Source organism: Chryseobacterium sp. 1B4, from assembly GCF_036631475.1.
Taxonomy (GTDB): Bacteria; Bacteroidota; Bacteroidia; order Flavobacteriales; family Weeksellaceae; genus Chryseobacterium.
The window spans coordinates 51,134-67,001 of sequence record NZ_JAPNUF010000003.1; the positions used below are offsets into that span (position 1 = coordinate 51,134).

Consider the following 15,868-nt stretch of genomic DNA (forward strand, 5'->3'; position numbering starts at 1 on the left):
AGATTATAAAAATAATTAGATTGCTAAAATTTCTGAAATCAGTAAAAGATCTTTATTGATTTCATTATGTTTTTTAATGGCTTCTTCAATCGGGGTATACGTCAGATCATTAGAACGCATTCCTGCCATTACATTGGTTTGTCCTTCCATTAGCCCTGTTACAGCTCCATATCCCAGACGGCTTGCCAGAACTCTGTCTGCACAGCTTGGAGAGCCTCCTCTCTGCATATGTCCCAGAATAGCTACACGAATGTCATAATCAGGGAATGTCTGCTTTGTCTTTTCAGCCAGTTCATATACGTTGGCTAGTTTTTCGCCTTCAGCTACCACTACAATGCTCGATGCTTTTCCTGTTTTTTCAGCATTTCTGAATTTCGCGAAAAGCTCATCTATACTGTCTTTTTTCAGGAATTAAAATATCCAGCGCTCCGGCAGCCAATCCACTGTTTAAAGCAATGAAACCGGCATCACGACCCATTACCTCTACAAAGAAAACCCTGTTGTGGGAAGTTGCGGTATCACGGATCTTGTCAATAGCATCCATGGCAGTATTCAAAGCCGTATCGTAACCGATAGTATTGTCCGTACCGAAAATATCATTGTCGATGGTTCCCGGAATACCAATTACCCTGATTCCGAATTCTTCATTGAAGATTTTGGCACCGGTAAATGTTCCGTCTCCGCCGATGCATACCAATCCGTCAATTCCTAACTTTACGCAGTTGTCGTAAGCTTTCTGACGGCCTTCTTTAGTTCTGAACTCAGCAGATCTGGCAGACTTTAGAATTGTTCCGCCCTGGTTGATTATATTTTTTACGGAACGGGCTCCCATTTTCAGGAAATCATTGTTGATAAGGCCGTTGTAACCTTCCCTCACTCCGTAGCATTCGATATTATAGTAATTGGCGGTTCTTACTACCGCTCTTAACGCCGCATTCATACCCGGAGAGTCACCTCCTGAAGTAAGAACTGCAATCTTTTTTACAGCACTCTCTTTCATCAAGTAAAAAATTTCGAACACAAATTTACAAAAACAAGTTCAGATTATCGTAGTAACTTTCCAATAGTTTTGAATATAAATTATTAAAAGCTTCTGAAGTTTGTAGGTTTAAAAAAATATCTTGCCGTTTTTGTTTCAGGAGCATGGATGTCAAGATCATACCAGGGCGTAAAATAGGCATTAAATGGATTTGAAATCACATGAACGGATTGTGCCGGTGTGAATCCTTCACTTAACAGGTACAGTCTTTTTCCTTCCTGATTCCGGCAGACTCCTGAAATGAAAACAATATGTCCCGGACTGCCGGGCGTGATCAGAATATCTCCCGTTTTAAGATCAGAATTTTTTGTTACGGGCTTTGTCTCTTTATGTAATGAAATTGTTCCGGCATAATTAAAAATCAGCTCCAGATAGTTTCTGAAACTCTTATAAGAATCATCAAAAGCAGCAGTTTTTCTAAAGCTTACCGAATTCCCACTGATAAAAGCTCTTGTTCCGTTTTTATAATCATTCCAGCTGAAAAGGTCACCACTTGTAAAATGAAATTTAATTTCGTCAAACTTTTTTGCTTTATAAAGATATTCAGCTCTCATGCGGATAGCTGCATCAGCGCATTGCTGAAGGTCTTTATTTCCGGTATCAATATCAAAAACAGCTTCGTGAAGATGCTGGGTAGAAACCGGAGTCCCGTCATATTTTAAGATCCGGCTGCCATAAGGTTTCAGCTTAAAATTTTCAATAAAATATCCGAAAGAGCCAGGTTTTTCTGTAACCCATTCATAGCCTTCGGGTGGAGAAAATCTTTCACGGATGGTATTTTTATTCTTATTGATTTTTAAAGCATTTTCTGCAATTAAATGCTCATTCTTATCCGGTTCAGCCAGTAAACGGTCTGATAATTTTTCTTTTGTACAGCCTGTGAAAATGAGAATAACTGTAATTCCTGTAATAACTTTTTCATGCGTTTTTAGTTAACACAAATATCTTTTTTTCCACGTACCAACAAATAAAGATTTTGAAAACATATTTAAAACCTGCTATACTTCTTCTTTTTCGGAATCAGTAACGTACCCCAATCATTCAGCTGCCAGAGAATCTTCACCAGCTTTTCGCCCAGTTCCGTCAAAGTATATTCAACCCTCGGAGGAAGTTCATTAAAAGATTTTTAGTTAAAATACCGTCATCTACCATTTCCGTCAACTGCTGATTGAGAACTCTCCGGTCTACTTTAGCAATGCCGCGCAGAAATTCACTTGGGCGTTTTTTCCTTCATTAATCTGCCAGACAATGGGAATTTTCCATTTTCCACTGATGGTATTGACGGCGACTTCCAACGGACAGATTTTATTTTCTTCAGCTCTTCCCTTTGTTTCCATAAAATTGACTTTTTTATCCCTATGGGTGAAAAATATGCGGTATTGTTTTTCTCCGCTCACTTTCAGACTTTTGTAAAGATAATCATTAAAATAGTATGACAGAAAAAAGGAAAGGGGCCCGCTCCATCAAAGATATTCCGCCGGTTATTCTGGATCGGCTGAACAGAGGAGAAATTGAAACCGCCAATCTTACAGAATGGCTGGCTGTAGATCAAAGGCTGCTGCTGGAAAATCTGCTTTTACAGAATGAACGCAAAGAATATTTGAAACCGGTTTTAGATGATGTAAACCAGCTGAAAAAACAAACCGTCAATTCGATTAATGAAACAATAGGAATTGGTTTACTTAATCTTGCTGTAAAAAATAAAGATGATGAATTTCTGCTGAAGCTTTCAACTCATCCTGCAGACCTTGTACGTTGCTGGGCAGCGTATACCATTGGAAGAAATAATGATTTAAAACTTAAAGAAAAATTAGATAAAATTCAGTCATTCGCTTCAGACTCTCATTTCGGAGTAAGAGAAATCTGCTGGATGGCAGTACGTCCGGACATCGCCGGAAATCTTGAGGAAAGCTTATCTCTTTTATCAAAGTGGACAATACATGACAATGAAAATGTAAGACGCTTTGCCAGTGAATCCACAAGACCAAGGGGAGTATGGTGTGAACACATTAACGCTTTGAAACAAAACCCGGGACTGGGATTGGAAATTCTAGAACCCTTACGATCAGATTCTTCCCGGTATGTGCAGGATAGCGTCGGCAATTGGCTGAATGATGCCAGTAAGTCACAACCGGAGTTTGTCATAGAAATCTGTGATGAATGGCTTCGGGAAAGCCAGACAAAGGAAACGCAGTATATCGTTAAAAAGGCTTTAAGAACGATAAAAAAATAAGAGTTATCCACAAAATTGAAATGGGAAACTGCTGTTTTGTTTTACAGATTGCAGATTTATAGACGCTTACATCCCTTTTTTTATCTCCTTTTTCTTTGGAGTGGCTTTATTTACGCAATTTTTACACAAAAAGCCCGATTGAAATATTTTCAATATTAACTGTATGTTAACTGAAAAAGTTATCCACAATATGAGTTTTCTATTAATGTGGATTCTATCTGTCAATAAATTAACACGTTAATGAATATGCTTGTAAAAAATGCTTGAAATACAATCTTTTTTCACCGGAATAAAAAGTTATCCACAATATGGAATTTAGTTACCATTTTTCAGTCAGGTATTTCCAGTATCTTTTCGGGACGTGCTGCATATGGAGTTTCATATTTTTTCGCTCAACAATATTGGTTTTGGTAAAATATCGCTGCCAGAGTACCTGATAACTCTTTTCTTCATCATGGAATTTTTGCTGATAATTATTTAAATCAATTTTTTCGTCAGGATAGAAAAACTCACAATCATTAAGGTCATAAAGGAGTCCATAGTTTCTCCTAAGGTCATAGATCATCCATTTCTGGTCCTGGTATCGGTTATGAAAGTGTTTTCTGATCAGAGGAAGAACATTAAAATCAGGATCAATTTTGGAGAAATAAACATCATCATGCATTTTTTCAAAGCGTACAAAAGCTGTCATTCTGTGTCTTTCCCGATCCACAGATTTGCAGATTTTTGAAATTTTTAAAATATCAGGATCGGCAAAGTTCTCCAGAATATTGTTTTCTTGATGTCTGACAGATTGCCTTACTGCAGATAAGATGAGCTTTTCCAGATTCTGAACTTCAGAGAGGAAAACTTTTAAAAGTTGATAGATACCCTGTTTCCCGATATTCTGCTCCAGTTTATAGAGAACCCTTTCAGATTTATCCGTTTGGGTAATGACTTCATGAATGTCAGCAAAAATATTTTCCTGATGAATCCTTTCTCTGCTTACGATTTCCACATCTTCATACCGATATTCAAAAACTTCAAATATAGCAGTGAAAAGACCGTCAAAACTTCCGTCGTAGAGTAGGGTTGTCATGTATTTGTAATTTTGTGTTTAAAACAATGTTAATTGCTGTGAAAACTGATTGTGAAACTTGGAAGAGCTTCCACCAATCAGCAGCTTTCTGAAGTTTTTATCCGTTAAATATTTCAGGTAAGCATTGCCCGCAGAAAAATCTATAAAATATTTTGCCCGGTTGACAGCCGCTCCAAGTTTTTTCAAATGATCCATTGTTAAAATCTGAAAACGTCTGGCACTTATAATTTTCTGAGCTGTTTTAACACCAATTCCGGGAATTCTTAAAATCGTATGATATTCAGCGGTCTGAAGATTCACCGGGAACTGATCTAAGTTTCGCAATGCCCAGCTCAGTTTCGGATCTACTTCCAGGTCAAGGAAAGGAATATTCGGATCCAGAATTTCTTCCGCTTTAAAACCGTAAAATCTCATCAGCCAGTCAGACTGATAGAGCCTGTTTTCGCGAAGCATGGGTACTTCGGTGGTTAAAGAAGGTAACCTTTGATCTTCCAGAACCGGGACATAGCCTGAATAATACACTCTTTTCAGATTAAAATTTTTATAAAAATGATCGGCAACTTTGATGATCTGCAGGTCATTTTCATTGGTTGCACCCACGATCATCTGTGTAGACTGTCCGGCAGGGGCAAACTTTGGAACTTTCTTCAGGACTTTTTTCATCCTGATACTGACTGATTCCTTTCTGAATATAGCGCATCGGGCTGATCATATCCTGTCTGCTCTTTTCAGGCGCTAGCAATTTTAATCCGCTCTCCGTAGGAATTTCAATGTTGACGGATAGCCGGTCTGCGTACAAAGCTGCTTCCTGCATCAGATCATCACTGGCTCCCGGAATAGATTTTAAATGGATATAACCGTTGAAATTTTCTTCGAGACGCAGCTTTTTGGCCACTCTTACCAGACGCTCCATCGTTGTATCTGCATTCTTGAAAATTCCTGAACTCAGAAATAGACCTTCAATATAATTCCTGCGGTAAAAATTAATGGTAAGATCTACCACTTCCTCTACGGTAAAAGCAGCTCTTTTGATATCATTCGAACTTCTGGAAACACAGTAAGCACAATCGTAGATGCAATGATTGGTCAACAGAATTTTAAGCAGGGATACACATCTTCCGTCTTCCGTATAGGTATGGCAAATACCGCTTGCGGAACTATCGCCCAAAGCCCCTTTTTTATTTTTTCTCGTGCCTCCGCTTGATGAGCAGGAAACGTCATATTTCGCTGCATCGGCAAGGATTTCGAGCTTTTCTTTAAGGCGGTCAAAATTCATTCTTTCGGTTTTTTGATATTATTTGTATCAATTTAATTTCAAATTCTGTTCAAATTTAGTTCCAAAATTGATAAAAGTCAACCTTTTTTCATAGAAGTTATCAACAAAAAAGAGCCTCAAAATCATTATATTTACGGCTCATTAAAGTTTATATCATGAATCATAAACCAATCGAAGGTTTTTCCAAGCTTCCAAAGCAGGGAAAATCGACTGGCTCGTAAACGAATATCTTGAAGGAAACCAGGAATATCAAAATATATTACAACAATACTGGAATGATGATGCAGATCTTCAGAAGCTTCACGAAGAATTTTCTGAAAATACCATCTCCAATTTCTATATGCCTTACGGAATTGCTCCAAACTTTTTAATCGATGGAAAACTGTTGGCACTTCCAATGGCTGTTGAGGAAAGTTCAGTGGTAGCGGCCGCTTCCAAAGCTGCGAAATTCTGGATCGATAAAGGGGGTTTAAGACAACCATTATCAATACTGAAAAGCTGGGGCATACCCATTTTATTTTTAATGTAGAACCTCATAAACTGTTACATTTCTTTAATTTCAGTTTGAAGAAAAAACTATTTGAAGCCACTGAAGATATCACAGCCAATATGAGAAAACGCGGCGGTGGTATTTTAAATATCAGCCTGGTGGATAAAACAGCAGAAATGCCCAACTATTACCAGCTGAAAGCAAGCTTTGATACGGTAGATTCAATGGGGGCCAATTTTATCAACTCATGTCTTGAACAGTTCGGAAAAACATTGAGACAGGAAGTAGCCACAAGTGAAGATTTTACTCAGGAAGAAAAGAATTCACTGCAGATCGTGATGAATATCCTTTCTAATTTCACTCCTGACTGTATCGTGAGAGCTGAGGTTTCATGTAAAATGGAAGATTTAAAAGATGACAGCGGAATTTCCCCTGAAGAATTTGCTTCTAAATTCAAGCAGGCTGTTACCATTGCAGAAATTGAACCTTACCGTGCCACAACTCACAATAAAGGAATCATGAACGGGGTAGATGCTGTAGTAATTGCTACAGGAAATGATTTCAGGGCAACGGAAGCCTGTGCGCATACCTATGCTGCGAGAGACGGACAATACAGATCCCTGACTCACTGTACAACAGATAACGGAGTATTCAGATTCTGGATAGATTTGCCAATTTCTGTTGGAGTCGTGGGAGGGCTTACGAATCTTCATCCGCTGGTAAAATTCTCGCTGGCACTTCTTGGTAAACCTTCTGCACAGGAATTGATGAGCATCCTGGCAGTTTCGGGGCTTGCACAGAACTTCGGTGCATTACGTTCTCTGGTAACCACAGGAATCCAGAAAGGACATATGAAAATGCATTTATTGAATATCCTGAACCAACTGGGGGCTACCGAAGAAGAAAAGCAGCACTTTGTGACGTATTTTAAAGACAAGACAGTAAGCCATCATGAGGTAATCAACGAGTTTAACAGAATGAGAGGAAACTAATGTTACAGATCATTTTGCCTATTATATTCCTTCTCTTTGGCTTTTTTCTGAAGAAAACAAATAATGAAGGTTTCAGAAGTTCCAAGAAATTTGCCAACATGTTTATCATCCTGGGAATTTCTACACTGGTTGCCAAGTTTATTTTAATGTACATAAAATCAAAATAGTGAAAAAGAGCATTGTATTTTTCTTATTGATTTCCGGTTTAAGTTTTTCGCAGCAGAAAAATTTAAAGATCAATGATCTGCAGCCAAAATCTGAAAATTTTGTGTTTCCCGCGGTTGCTTATCCGGAAAATCCGATTGCTGCCAATAAGATCAATACATTTCTTCAGGTCAGTGAGCTGGAATATGTTCCGGATTCCGGTGGGAATCCTTTTAAATTGGCTTCTACAGCAACCAATTCTTATTCCAACTACCTTTATTTTTATGATTGGGAGAAATTGGAAACTCCTGAAAATATCTTGACAATAGGTATTCATGGTGAAGCATCGGGAGCTTATCCGGAAGAATTTGCAGACTGGAAGAATTTTGACCTCAGAACAGGAAACTTTATCAATGCTGCAGATTTGTTTCAGCCCGGTTCAGTGAAAATTATCGAAGGGATCATTCAGAAAAGGATAAAGAAAAGAATTTCTGATTTCCTTGCCAGGCTGAAAGCTGAAAAAATCCTGCAGAAGAAACTGAAGATCAGATTGCGCTTTACGAAGATTGTTTTACAGAGCATACTTTGGGAAGTGTCAAATATTTCTTTGGAAAAGATAAACTGACTTTTGTTGCCGGAAGATGTTCCAATCATGCCATGAGAGCACTGGATGAGCTGGACAGTCATGAGATAGAATTCACTTACAGAGCGTTAGAAAATTACTGGAGTCCTTATGCAAAAAATTTAATTTCAGGTTCTGAAAAAACAGATATAACCAGTATCAATAATAAATTATATAAAGGAAAGATTGACGGAAAGTATTCCATCACCGTTTTGATCGATCAGGTATATGATGACGGCTCTTTTTCTGCAAAATACTGGTATGATAAAAATAAAAAGCTGATTGAGTGGGGCGGAAATATAAAAGGAAACCATATCTCTATCATAGAAAACGATTATTACAGTGAAGAAGCCCACCAGTGGATTTTCAAAGCATTAGTAGAGGCTGATTTGCAAGGAAAGAAAATCATCGGAACCTGGCAGGATTATAAAACAAAAAAATATTTAACCTTAGAATTAGAAGAGTTATAAAATGAAAACAATCACATTAGTTTTTGGAGCAGTCTACGGAATGGTGTCTGTGATCCTGGGTGCATTCGGAGCACATGCTTTAAAGAAAATATTGGCTGTGGAAAGACTTGAAAGTTTTGAAACAGGAGTAAGATATCAGATGTATGCTGCTTTTTTCCTGCTGATCATCGGATATATTTTAAAGTTTGAAACCTCAGCTGAAAAGTGGACATCCATTTTGATGATTGCAGGAGCATTTTTATTCTCTGTAAGCATTTATTTTCTGAGCATGCAGGATTATCTGGGAATGAATCTCAAATTCTTAGGGCCTATTACTCCCCTTGGAGGCCTGATGATGATCTTAAGCTGGGGAATGCTTATTTTTTATTTTACTAAAAACAGAATTTAGCGAATGAAAATTAATAGAAGAAGACGGTTAATACGAACATTCAATCTCTTAGATCAACCTATCAGATTCAATCCGTTTGTATTCAGCCGGACTTTTTTATGTGGGCTGTTACAGGTCTGGTAGGCGGTGTCATTGCCGGCGGATATTGGATCATACTGGAATATTTTACGGAATTTCTGACAGAATTTCAAGGGTGGGAAGTCATTCCAACCATGGCTGTCTGCGGATTGCTGGCAGGACTGGTAATCCACTTTATCGGGGATCCGGGAGAAATTCATCTGATTGTTAATAATATCAGATTTAATAAAGGAAAGCTGGATCCGAAAAACAATCCATCCATGATTCTTTCATCACTTTTTTGTGTGGCATCAGGGGAAGTTTGGGGCCGGAAGCTCCTTTAGTACAGGTTACCGGATCTACGGGAACATGGCTGGGGAAAATTTTCAGACTGAAAGGTGAGGAGCTGAGGTCATTAAGTATTGCCGGGATGGCGTCCGGTTTTACCGCATTATTTGGTGCACCGCTTGGAGGAAGTCTTTTTCCCTGGAAATTTTACATCACAAACATGCGGTAGAATATTATAAAGCCATTATTCCGGCTTTGGTAGCAAGCTGTTTCAGCTATCTGATGTTTGCATTGATCATCCATCTGGGAATTGGGGCAACATGGGATCTGAAAGCGTATCATTACACAGGTGTATTTGATTTTCTGTATGCTGTTTTGTTCGGAATTGTGGGTACCTTATTCGGATGGATCTTCATTTTTGTAGTTAAATTTTTCAAAAAAGTTTTTGAGTACAGAAAATTCCCGATTTACATGAAAACATTGGCAGGAGGAATTATTTTAGGAATCATTGCCTATAATTTTCCCATTACAAGATATTTTGGACACAACGAGATCAATCAGCTGATCAGTGGAAACTTCGGACTGAATTTTTTAATCCTGGTTCTGGTTTTTAAAATACTGGCTATTGCCATTACAGTAACTTCCGGATGGAGGGGAGGATTTATTATTCCTTTGTTTTTTGTAGGAACAACATTGGGATTAATTATTCACGGTTTATTTCCCACAGTAGATACCACACTGGCGATTGTGAGCTGCATGGCTGCCATCAATGCATGTGTGACGAGAACACCTATGAGCACGACCATTATTCTGGGAACCTTGACCGGATTTACTTATTTCGTACCGATATTGTTTGCCAGTCTTACAGGATATTTTCTGGCTCCGAAAATTCCGTTCATAGGGTCTCAGTCTGAGAAATTAGCGGAAGAATAAGGGGAAATCGAAGGATATGTTAAAAATCAAGTCAGCCAGTCTTTAAATTTTAAGTCAATAAACTTGAACTTCCGTGTCTTTTTAGTAAATTTGTCAACCTTTAAATTTTTAAATAAAATAATAAAAATAATATGAATCTTCACGAGTATCAATCAAAAGAGATTTTATCAAAGTACGGAGTGGCTATCCAACGTGGTTTCGTTGCAAACAACGTAGACGAAGCTGTAGCTGCTGCAGAAAAACTAACTGCTGAAACTGGCGCTCAAGGGTGGGTAGTAAAAGCTCAGATCCACGCAGGTGGTCGTGGTAAAGGTGGTGGTGTAAAGTTCTCTCCAAACATGGATAAACTTAAAGAAAACGCTCAGAACATCATCGGAATGCAGTTGGTAACTCCACAAACTTCTGCTGAAGGTAAAAAAGTAAATTCTGTTTTGGTTGCAGAGGATGTATATTATCCAGGTGAGTCAGAAACTAAAGAATTTTATGTTTCTATTCTTTTAGATAGAGCTGAGGGGAAAAATACAATCGTATATTCTACTGAAGGAGGTATGGATATTGAGCACGTTGCAGAAGTAACACCTCATTTGATCCACAAAGAAATCATTGATCCTGCTTTAGGCCTTCAAGGGTTCCAGGCCAGAAAAATTGCTTTCAACCTAGGTCTTGAAGGGAATGCTTTTAAAGAATTCGTAAAATTCATCGGTTCTCTTTACAATGCTTATACAGGTATTGATGCATCTCTTTTCGAAATCAACCCGGTGTTGAAGACTTCCGATAACAAAATTATCGCTGTAGATGCTAAAGTAACTTTAGATGACAACTCATTATTCCGTCACAAAGACTTAGCAGAATTAAGAGATACAAGAGAAGAAGATCCAATGGATGTAGAAGCTGGTGAAGCTGGTCTTAACTTCGTAAAATTGGATGGTAACGTTGCTTGTATGGTAAACGGTGCAGGTCTTGCTATGGCAACTATGGATATCATCAAATTATCAGGTGGTAATCCTGCTAACTTCCTTGATGTAGGAGGTACTGCAGATGCTCAGAGAGTACAGACTGCTTTCGGAATCATCTTAAGAGATCCGAACGTAAAAGCAATCCTAATCAATATCTTTGGAGGTATCGTAAGATGTGACAGAGTTGCTCAAGGGGTTGTAGACGCTTACAAAGCGATGGGAAGCCTTCCGGTTCCATTGATCGTAAGATTGCAGGGAACTAATGCTGTAGAAGCTAAAAAATTAATTGATGAATCTGGTCTTCCGGTTCACTCTGCAATTACTTTAGAAGAAGCTGCAAACAAAGTAAAAGAAGTTTTAGCGTAATCTGAAATTTTCAAATAAAATAGAAACCGTTCCAATTTTGGAACGGTTTTTTAATGGGAACAAGAAACAGTATTCATGAAGAACTTATATATTCCGGAACCATGCTCTGAAGATTGGGAATCTATGTCTCCACAGGAAAAAGGAAGGTTTTGCTCCGCCTGTAATAAATGTGTTATTGATTTTACTCAAAAACAACCTCAGGAGATTCTACAAATTATAGCGGAGGAGAAGGGGAAGCAGATCTGTGGAAGATTTTATAATCATCAGTTGAAAATGCCTGATCAGTCTGAAAAATTGAAGGAACGCTTCTTTAAGTATATTCCCTCTTATTTTCAGAATAATAAAATATTACTCACATTATTTTCTTTAGTTTTATTTTTAATGGGCTGTTCAAAACCCAAAGAAGAGGTTTGTATGACAACTGGATTTGTAGATATTATAGAAGAAGATTCTAGTGTTGCTAACAAAGACTATGTTATGGGGAAGGCGATTATAGACAATGATACAGTTGCTAAAATTCCTAAGAAAGATAGCGCCATAATTCCTAATCACACTGCAAAATAATTTATTAAAAAAGGACTGGGAGAGTTGACGGCTCTTTATTACAGATACAGGATTTTTTAATATAAATTCTTGCGGCATTACTGACAAAATGCTGCTTCAACTCATTGGATACGGCTTAAACCTAACAGGTTTTTAAAACCTGTTAGGTTTTTTCTTAGCAATCATCATAAAAAACCACCCCGGTTTTGAGGTGGTTTTATTTTATCTGTTTGTTACTTATCCTGATGGTTTTCGGGTAAATTGGTTTCTCCACTTGTAATGCTGATACTGGTTGGGGTTACCAGCTGGATTTTGTCTGTGTCAAACCGTTCCTTGATATCCAGATAAGCCTTACTTCTCACTTGTGCGAGATTGGCCCCTACTTTTATCCAGAATTTCACCTGAAGATTAAATGCACCTTGTTTAAGGTCTGTGAAGATTACTTCTGCAGTATCTAATTTATCCACATTGTCAAGATTTTTTACTACATCAAGAATTCCCTTCTGAGCCTTAGTAATGTCTTCATCAGCGGGAATCTCAAAATTTAAAATAATCCTGCGCTGCGGGGAAGCTGTAATGTTGTAAAACGGAGCATTAAAAACTACCTGGTTAGGGATATAAGCTTTCTTTCCGTCATCGGTAAGAATCTTCGTGGTTAAAAAGCCAATTTCCTGAACTGTGCCGGAATGGGTTCCAATGGTAATATAATCTCCTACTTTAAATGCTTTATCAATTCCTATAAGCATCCCCGAGAAAATACTTGAAACAAGATCTTTCAGTGCAACCCCGGCAATAACCCCGGCCACTCCCAAACTTCCGATAAATTTCCACAGAAAGCCACTGAAGCCCATAATTTCGAGAGAAATAAAAGTCCCCATCAGCATAATCAGAAATCTGAAAATACTGATCAGTGTAACCAATGAACTCTCTTTCTGACTTTTCGGGAAAAATTTATGAAATAATTTTACGGCTCCTTTGCTTAAATATTTACTGCTGATAAGGAAAAAGGTAAATACCAGAATTCCGACAATCAGCTTTGGGGTTAGCTCGGCAAAGGTCATATACCAATTTTCCAATACCTTATAAACAACATCTACATACCTGAGTCCGGTTTTCTCCATGGATACAAATTTTTATTTAAATATATAAATTTTCATCAAAAAATTTGCCAGTTCCAAAAAGTCTACTAAATTTGTAGACTATAAAAACGGAATATTATGTCAATTAAATTAGGAGATACAGCACCCAACTTTCAGGCAGAGTCATCTGTAGGTGATATTAATTTTTATAATTATCTGGGAGATTCCTGGGGCATTCTGTTTTCACATCCGGCAGATTATACCCCGGTATGCACTACAGAACTGGGATATACGGCAAAGCTGAAGTCTGAATTTGAAGCCAGAAATACTAGGGTCATTGCCCTGAGTGTGGATGGGGTGGAAGATCATCAGAATTGGGTAAAAGATATTAATGAAACCCAGAATACCCATGTGCAGTTTCCTATTATTGCAGACAAAGACAGAAAAGTTTCGGAGCTGTATGATTTTATCCATCCCAATGCTTCGGCTACAGCTACTGTACGCTCTCTTCTGATTATTGACCCTTCCAAAAAAGTAAGACTGATTATTACCTATCCGGCCTCTACAGGAAGAAATTTTGAAGAAATCCTTAGAGTGCTGGATTCTTTACAATTGGTAGACAATTACCGTGTGGCAACACCCGTAAACTGGGAATACGGGGAAGATGTAATTGTTCCTCCCACCATCTCAACAGAAGAAGCACGAAAAATATTCCCGAAAGGGGTAACGGAAATAAAACCGTATTTGCGATACACCCCTCAACCCAATACATGATTTATTTGATTTTTTATAGTTTAGTTTTAATTTGTACGAAAAGCGCCCCGGAAATTTTTCCCGGGGCACTTTCATTTTTTATAAGTATTTCAGTGATTACTTAACGTCGTTGATAATCTGCTTAGCTTTAGACGTTGGAAGATAGATCTGGAAACCTAAACCAAAAGTAATTTTGTTAGTATATCCTCCGCTTCCGAATCCTGCGTTAGCGTCATATTTTACTAAACCTTCCAATCCGATGTTTGGAGTGATGAAGTAAGAATAACCAGGTCCGAATCCAAAGTTAAGACCATTAGAAGAAGAACCTCCTTTAGAGATTGACATACCTCCAACACCTACATTACCTTCAAAGAACCATCTTCCGTGGTGCAGCAGGTTGTTTACTCCCTGTTCTCCCGGGTTAAGATAGTAACGCCCTAATGCTCCTACATTATATGTAAAAGTAGTGGGTGCATCCTTAGCTCCTTTGAAGCCTAAATCTACATATCCCCCAACTGCAATATTATCTTCGATGAAATATGCTCCTTTTGGCTGAATAGAGAAGTCATACCCTGCTCCTTCATTTAAACCAAAATTAGCCCCTGCAAGGTTACCCCCTACCATCCAATTACCTTTCTGAATCTGAGCGTTTGCAGTTGCTGTTAAACCTGCTACAGCTAATATCCCTGTTAAAATAAGTCTTTTCATAATTTATTATTTTAATAATTAAATGTTTATTATTCACGAATTATAGAAAAAACAATAAATGTGCCATACTCTTAATTTTACGTAATTTTTCTAAATAAACGTTAACATTGTCAGGAAGATATATTTTATCTTTTTAACATATTAATTGAAAATGTTACAATCATAAAGATAATAAAATAAGGTTTTTAAAATGAAAATGATAAGAATGGGTGGCGGATCATTAATTGTATAAACGCATTAATTTCTTATTATTAAATAAATAGAAGAATTAAAGAAATAATAAGTCCGGCAATGGTAAACCTGATTCCGCGTTTGAATGCCTTTGTCTTGGGATTAAACATCCAGAAACTTGAGATCACGAAAAAGAAAAGTGAAACTCCGAAGAATACACTCAGGGGTGATATGGCATCTTTGGATTGAGATTTGTGGAGCGCAACCATTTTATCTAATACAAATGGTAATTCTTTTTTGGTGTATTTTGCTTTTCCGGTTGCACTGTCATAAGTTCCCTGCTTAAAATAAAGGATACTTCCTTCTGTTTTTTCAACTTCCAGGCCTTTCATCTTAAGTTCCTTTTTCAGTTCTTTTTCAGAAAGATTGGCTGCGATGTTTTTTTCATATTTCTTTTCGCTTTTCAGGAAGTCGGTGTCTCTGTATACCAGAAGGATTCCACTTATTGAGTATACAGCCATAATTCCCGCAAGGAAATAACCCAGATAGCGGTGTGTAACTCTCATGAAGCTTCTTGTATCTTTAATCTTATCCATATCTTGTTTTGTTTTTATTTTAAAATTTCAAAAGTGGAAACTGCAACAAATGCAATTTCCACTTTCATGAAAAAATTACTATATAAATTCTAGAGTCTGTATGTCAACGTGAAATAGTAGTTTCTTGGAGTGATCGGATTCACTGAATAATTCTCGTGAACATTGTAATTTACAACATCAAACAGGTTTCCAACTTTCCCCTGGATTGAGAATTTTTTCCATTCATATCCTACTGAAAGTGAAACAGTGGTATAATCTTTCAGATCAAACATTCTGCTCACGTTGTTTCTACTTGTGTTTGTTGATTTTGTATCATTCCATCCGGCTATTCTGTCTCCAATATAATAGATTCCGGCTCCGATTTTTAACCCTTTTAGATAGTTTGTAAATTTATAGAAAACCGAAGCATTTGCTGTTGTAGCTGGTGTTCTTACCAGTCTTTGCTTTTCAACATATCCTTTTTCAGGAGTATCAATATAAACGGAGTTATTATAAGAAAAACCTCCGATGATAGATAAGTTTTCTGTAGGATTTCCCGTGATGTCTAATTCTACACCCCGGCTTCTCATATTTCCTGCAAATTCTTTAAGATTGGTATCTGTTGAATTTACAGGTGCTCCGTTTGGAGCAGAAGCGAACCAGTATGTTTGATAATAGTTGTTGTACATAATCTGGTAAGCCGTTAA

At 37.5% G+C, this 15,868-nt stretch carries 13 protein-coding genes and 5 pseudogenes; 9 read left to right on the plus strand and 9 right to left on the minus strand.

Annotation, left to right across the window (positions count from 1 at the left end; all coding sequences use genetic code 11):
* Positions 1 to 15 precede the first annotated feature (15 nt).
* From pfkA to OWR28_RS02035, 3 genes and pseudogenes are all read right to left on the minus strand, one after another.
* Positions 16 to 1,000: pseudogene (gene pfkA / locus OWR28_RS02025) on the minus strand (6-phosphofructokinase).
* A gap of 83 nt (positions 1,001 to 1,083) precedes the next feature.
* Positions 1,084 to 1,884, minus strand: a complete 801-nt coding sequence (locus tag OWR28_RS02030) for a DUF4846 domain-containing protein (RefSeq protein ID WP_332385461.1) — start codon at positions 1,882 to 1,884, stop codon at positions 1,084 to 1,086.
* 143 nt (positions 1,885 to 2,027) lie between these two features.
* Positions 2,028 to 2,376, minus strand: a pseudogene (locus OWR28_RS02035) (winged helix-turn-helix transcriptional regulator).
* A gap of 95 nt (positions 2,377 to 2,471) precedes the next feature.
* Here OWR28_RS02035 and OWR28_RS02040 point away from each other — a divergent pair.
* Positions 2,472 to 3,272, plus strand: a complete 801-nt coding sequence (locus OWR28_RS02040; RefSeq protein ID WP_332385273.1) for a DNA alkylation repair protein — start codon at positions 2,472 to 2,474, stop codon at positions 3,270 to 3,272.
* A gap of 319 nt (positions 3,273 to 3,591) precedes the next feature.
* Here OWR28_RS02040 and OWR28_RS02045 read toward each other — a convergent pair whose 3' ends face one another.
* The gene (locus OWR28_RS02045; protein ID WP_332385274.1) at positions 3,592 to 4,350 is read right to left on the minus strand and encodes a TIGR03915 family putative DNA repair protein; all 759 of its coding nucleotides are present in this window, start codon (positions 4,348 to 4,350) and stop codon (positions 3,592 to 3,594) included.
* 18 nt (positions 4,351 to 4,368) lie between these two features.
* Positions 4,369 to 5,626: pseudogene (locus tag OWR28_RS02050) on the minus strand (putative DNA modification/repair radical SAM protein).
* Between the two features lie 155 nt (positions 5,627 to 5,781).
* On the opposite strand from OWR28_RS02050, the pseudogene OWR28_RS02055 reads away from it, so the two are divergent.
* From OWR28_RS02055 to OWR28_RS02085, 7 genes and pseudogenes are all read left to right on the plus strand, one after another.
* A pseudogene (locus OWR28_RS02055) lies at positions 5,782 to 7,108 on the plus strand (hydroxymethylglutaryl-CoA reductase, degradative).
* Positions 7,109 to 7,274: 166 nt separating this feature from the next.
* Positions 7,275 to 7,877 (plus strand): hypothetical protein, encoded by a 603-nt coding sequence (locus OWR28_RS02060; RefSeq protein WP_332385275.1) that lies wholly within the window; start codon positions 7,275 to 7,277, stop codon positions 7,875 to 7,877.
* A complete protein-coding gene (locus OWR28_RS02065) occupies positions 7,838 to 8,344 on the plus strand; it encodes a hypothetical protein (RefSeq protein WP_332385276.1) in 507 nt (168 codons plus the stop codon). Before OWR28_RS02060 ends, OWR28_RS02065 begins: the two co-directional genes overlap by 40 nt.
* A gap of 1 nt (position 8,345) precedes the next feature.
* Positions 8,346 to 8,732 carry a DUF423 domain-containing protein gene (locus tag OWR28_RS02070; protein ID WP_332385277.1) on the plus strand — a complete coding sequence of 129 codons (387 nt, stop codon included), beginning with the start codon at positions 8,346 to 8,348 and terminating at the stop codon, positions 8,730 to 8,732.
* A gap of 3 nt (positions 8,733 to 8,735) precedes the next feature.
* A pseudogene (locus OWR28_RS02075) lies at positions 8,736 to 10,010 on the plus strand (chloride channel protein).
* A 131-nt stretch (positions 10,011 to 10,141) separates the two neighbouring features.
* Positions 10,142 to 11,332, plus strand: coding sequence for an ADP-forming succinate--CoA ligase subunit beta (gene sucC, locus OWR28_RS02080; RefSeq protein ID WP_066697176.1), 1,191 nt, complete (start codon positions 10,142 to 10,144; stop codon positions 11,330 to 11,332).
* 123 nt (positions 11,333 to 11,455) lie between these two features.
* Positions 11,456 to 11,896: a hypothetical protein gene (locus OWR28_RS02085; RefSeq protein WP_332385278.1), complete on the plus strand. Its 441-nt coding sequence runs from the start codon at positions 11,456 to 11,458 to the stop codon at positions 11,894 to 11,896.
* 212 nt (positions 11,897 to 12,108) lie between these two features.
* Here the strand turns inward: OWR28_RS02085 and OWR28_RS02090 are convergent, their stop codons facing one another.
* On the minus strand, positions 12,109 to 12,996 hold the full coding sequence (locus OWR28_RS02090) for a mechanosensitive ion channel family protein (RefSeq protein WP_332385279.1): 888 nt from the start codon (positions 12,994 to 12,996) through the stop codon (positions 12,109 to 12,111).
* Between the two features lie 96 nt (positions 12,997 to 13,092).
* On the opposite strand from OWR28_RS02090, the gene OWR28_RS02095 reads away from it, so the two are divergent.
* Complete coding sequence (locus tag OWR28_RS02095; protein ID WP_332385280.1) at positions 13,093 to 13,728, plus strand: peroxiredoxin; 636 nt, start codon at positions 13,093 to 13,095, stop codon at positions 13,726 to 13,728.
* A 96-nt stretch (positions 13,729 to 13,824) separates the two neighbouring features.
* On the opposite strand, the gene OWR28_RS02100 is transcribed toward OWR28_RS02095, so the two are convergent.
* The 3 genes from OWR28_RS02100 to OWR28_RS02110 form a co-directional block, all read right to left on the minus strand.
* Positions 13,825 to 14,415, minus strand: coding sequence for a hypothetical protein (locus tag OWR28_RS02100; protein ID WP_332385281.1), 591 nt, complete (start codon positions 14,413 to 14,415; stop codon positions 13,825 to 13,827).
* 251 nt (positions 14,416 to 14,666) lie between these two features.
* Positions 14,667 to 15,182: a hypothetical protein gene (locus OWR28_RS02105; RefSeq protein ID WP_332385282.1), complete on the minus strand. Its 516-nt coding sequence runs from the start codon at positions 15,180 to 15,182 to the stop codon at positions 14,667 to 14,669.
* Positions 15,183 to 15,271: 89 nt separating this feature from the next.
* Positions 15,272 to 15,850 (minus strand): hypothetical protein, encoded by a 579-nt coding sequence (locus tag OWR28_RS02110; protein ID WP_332385284.1) that lies wholly within the window; start codon positions 15,848 to 15,850, stop codon positions 15,272 to 15,274.
* Positions 15,851 to 15,868 lie beyond the last annotated feature (18 nt).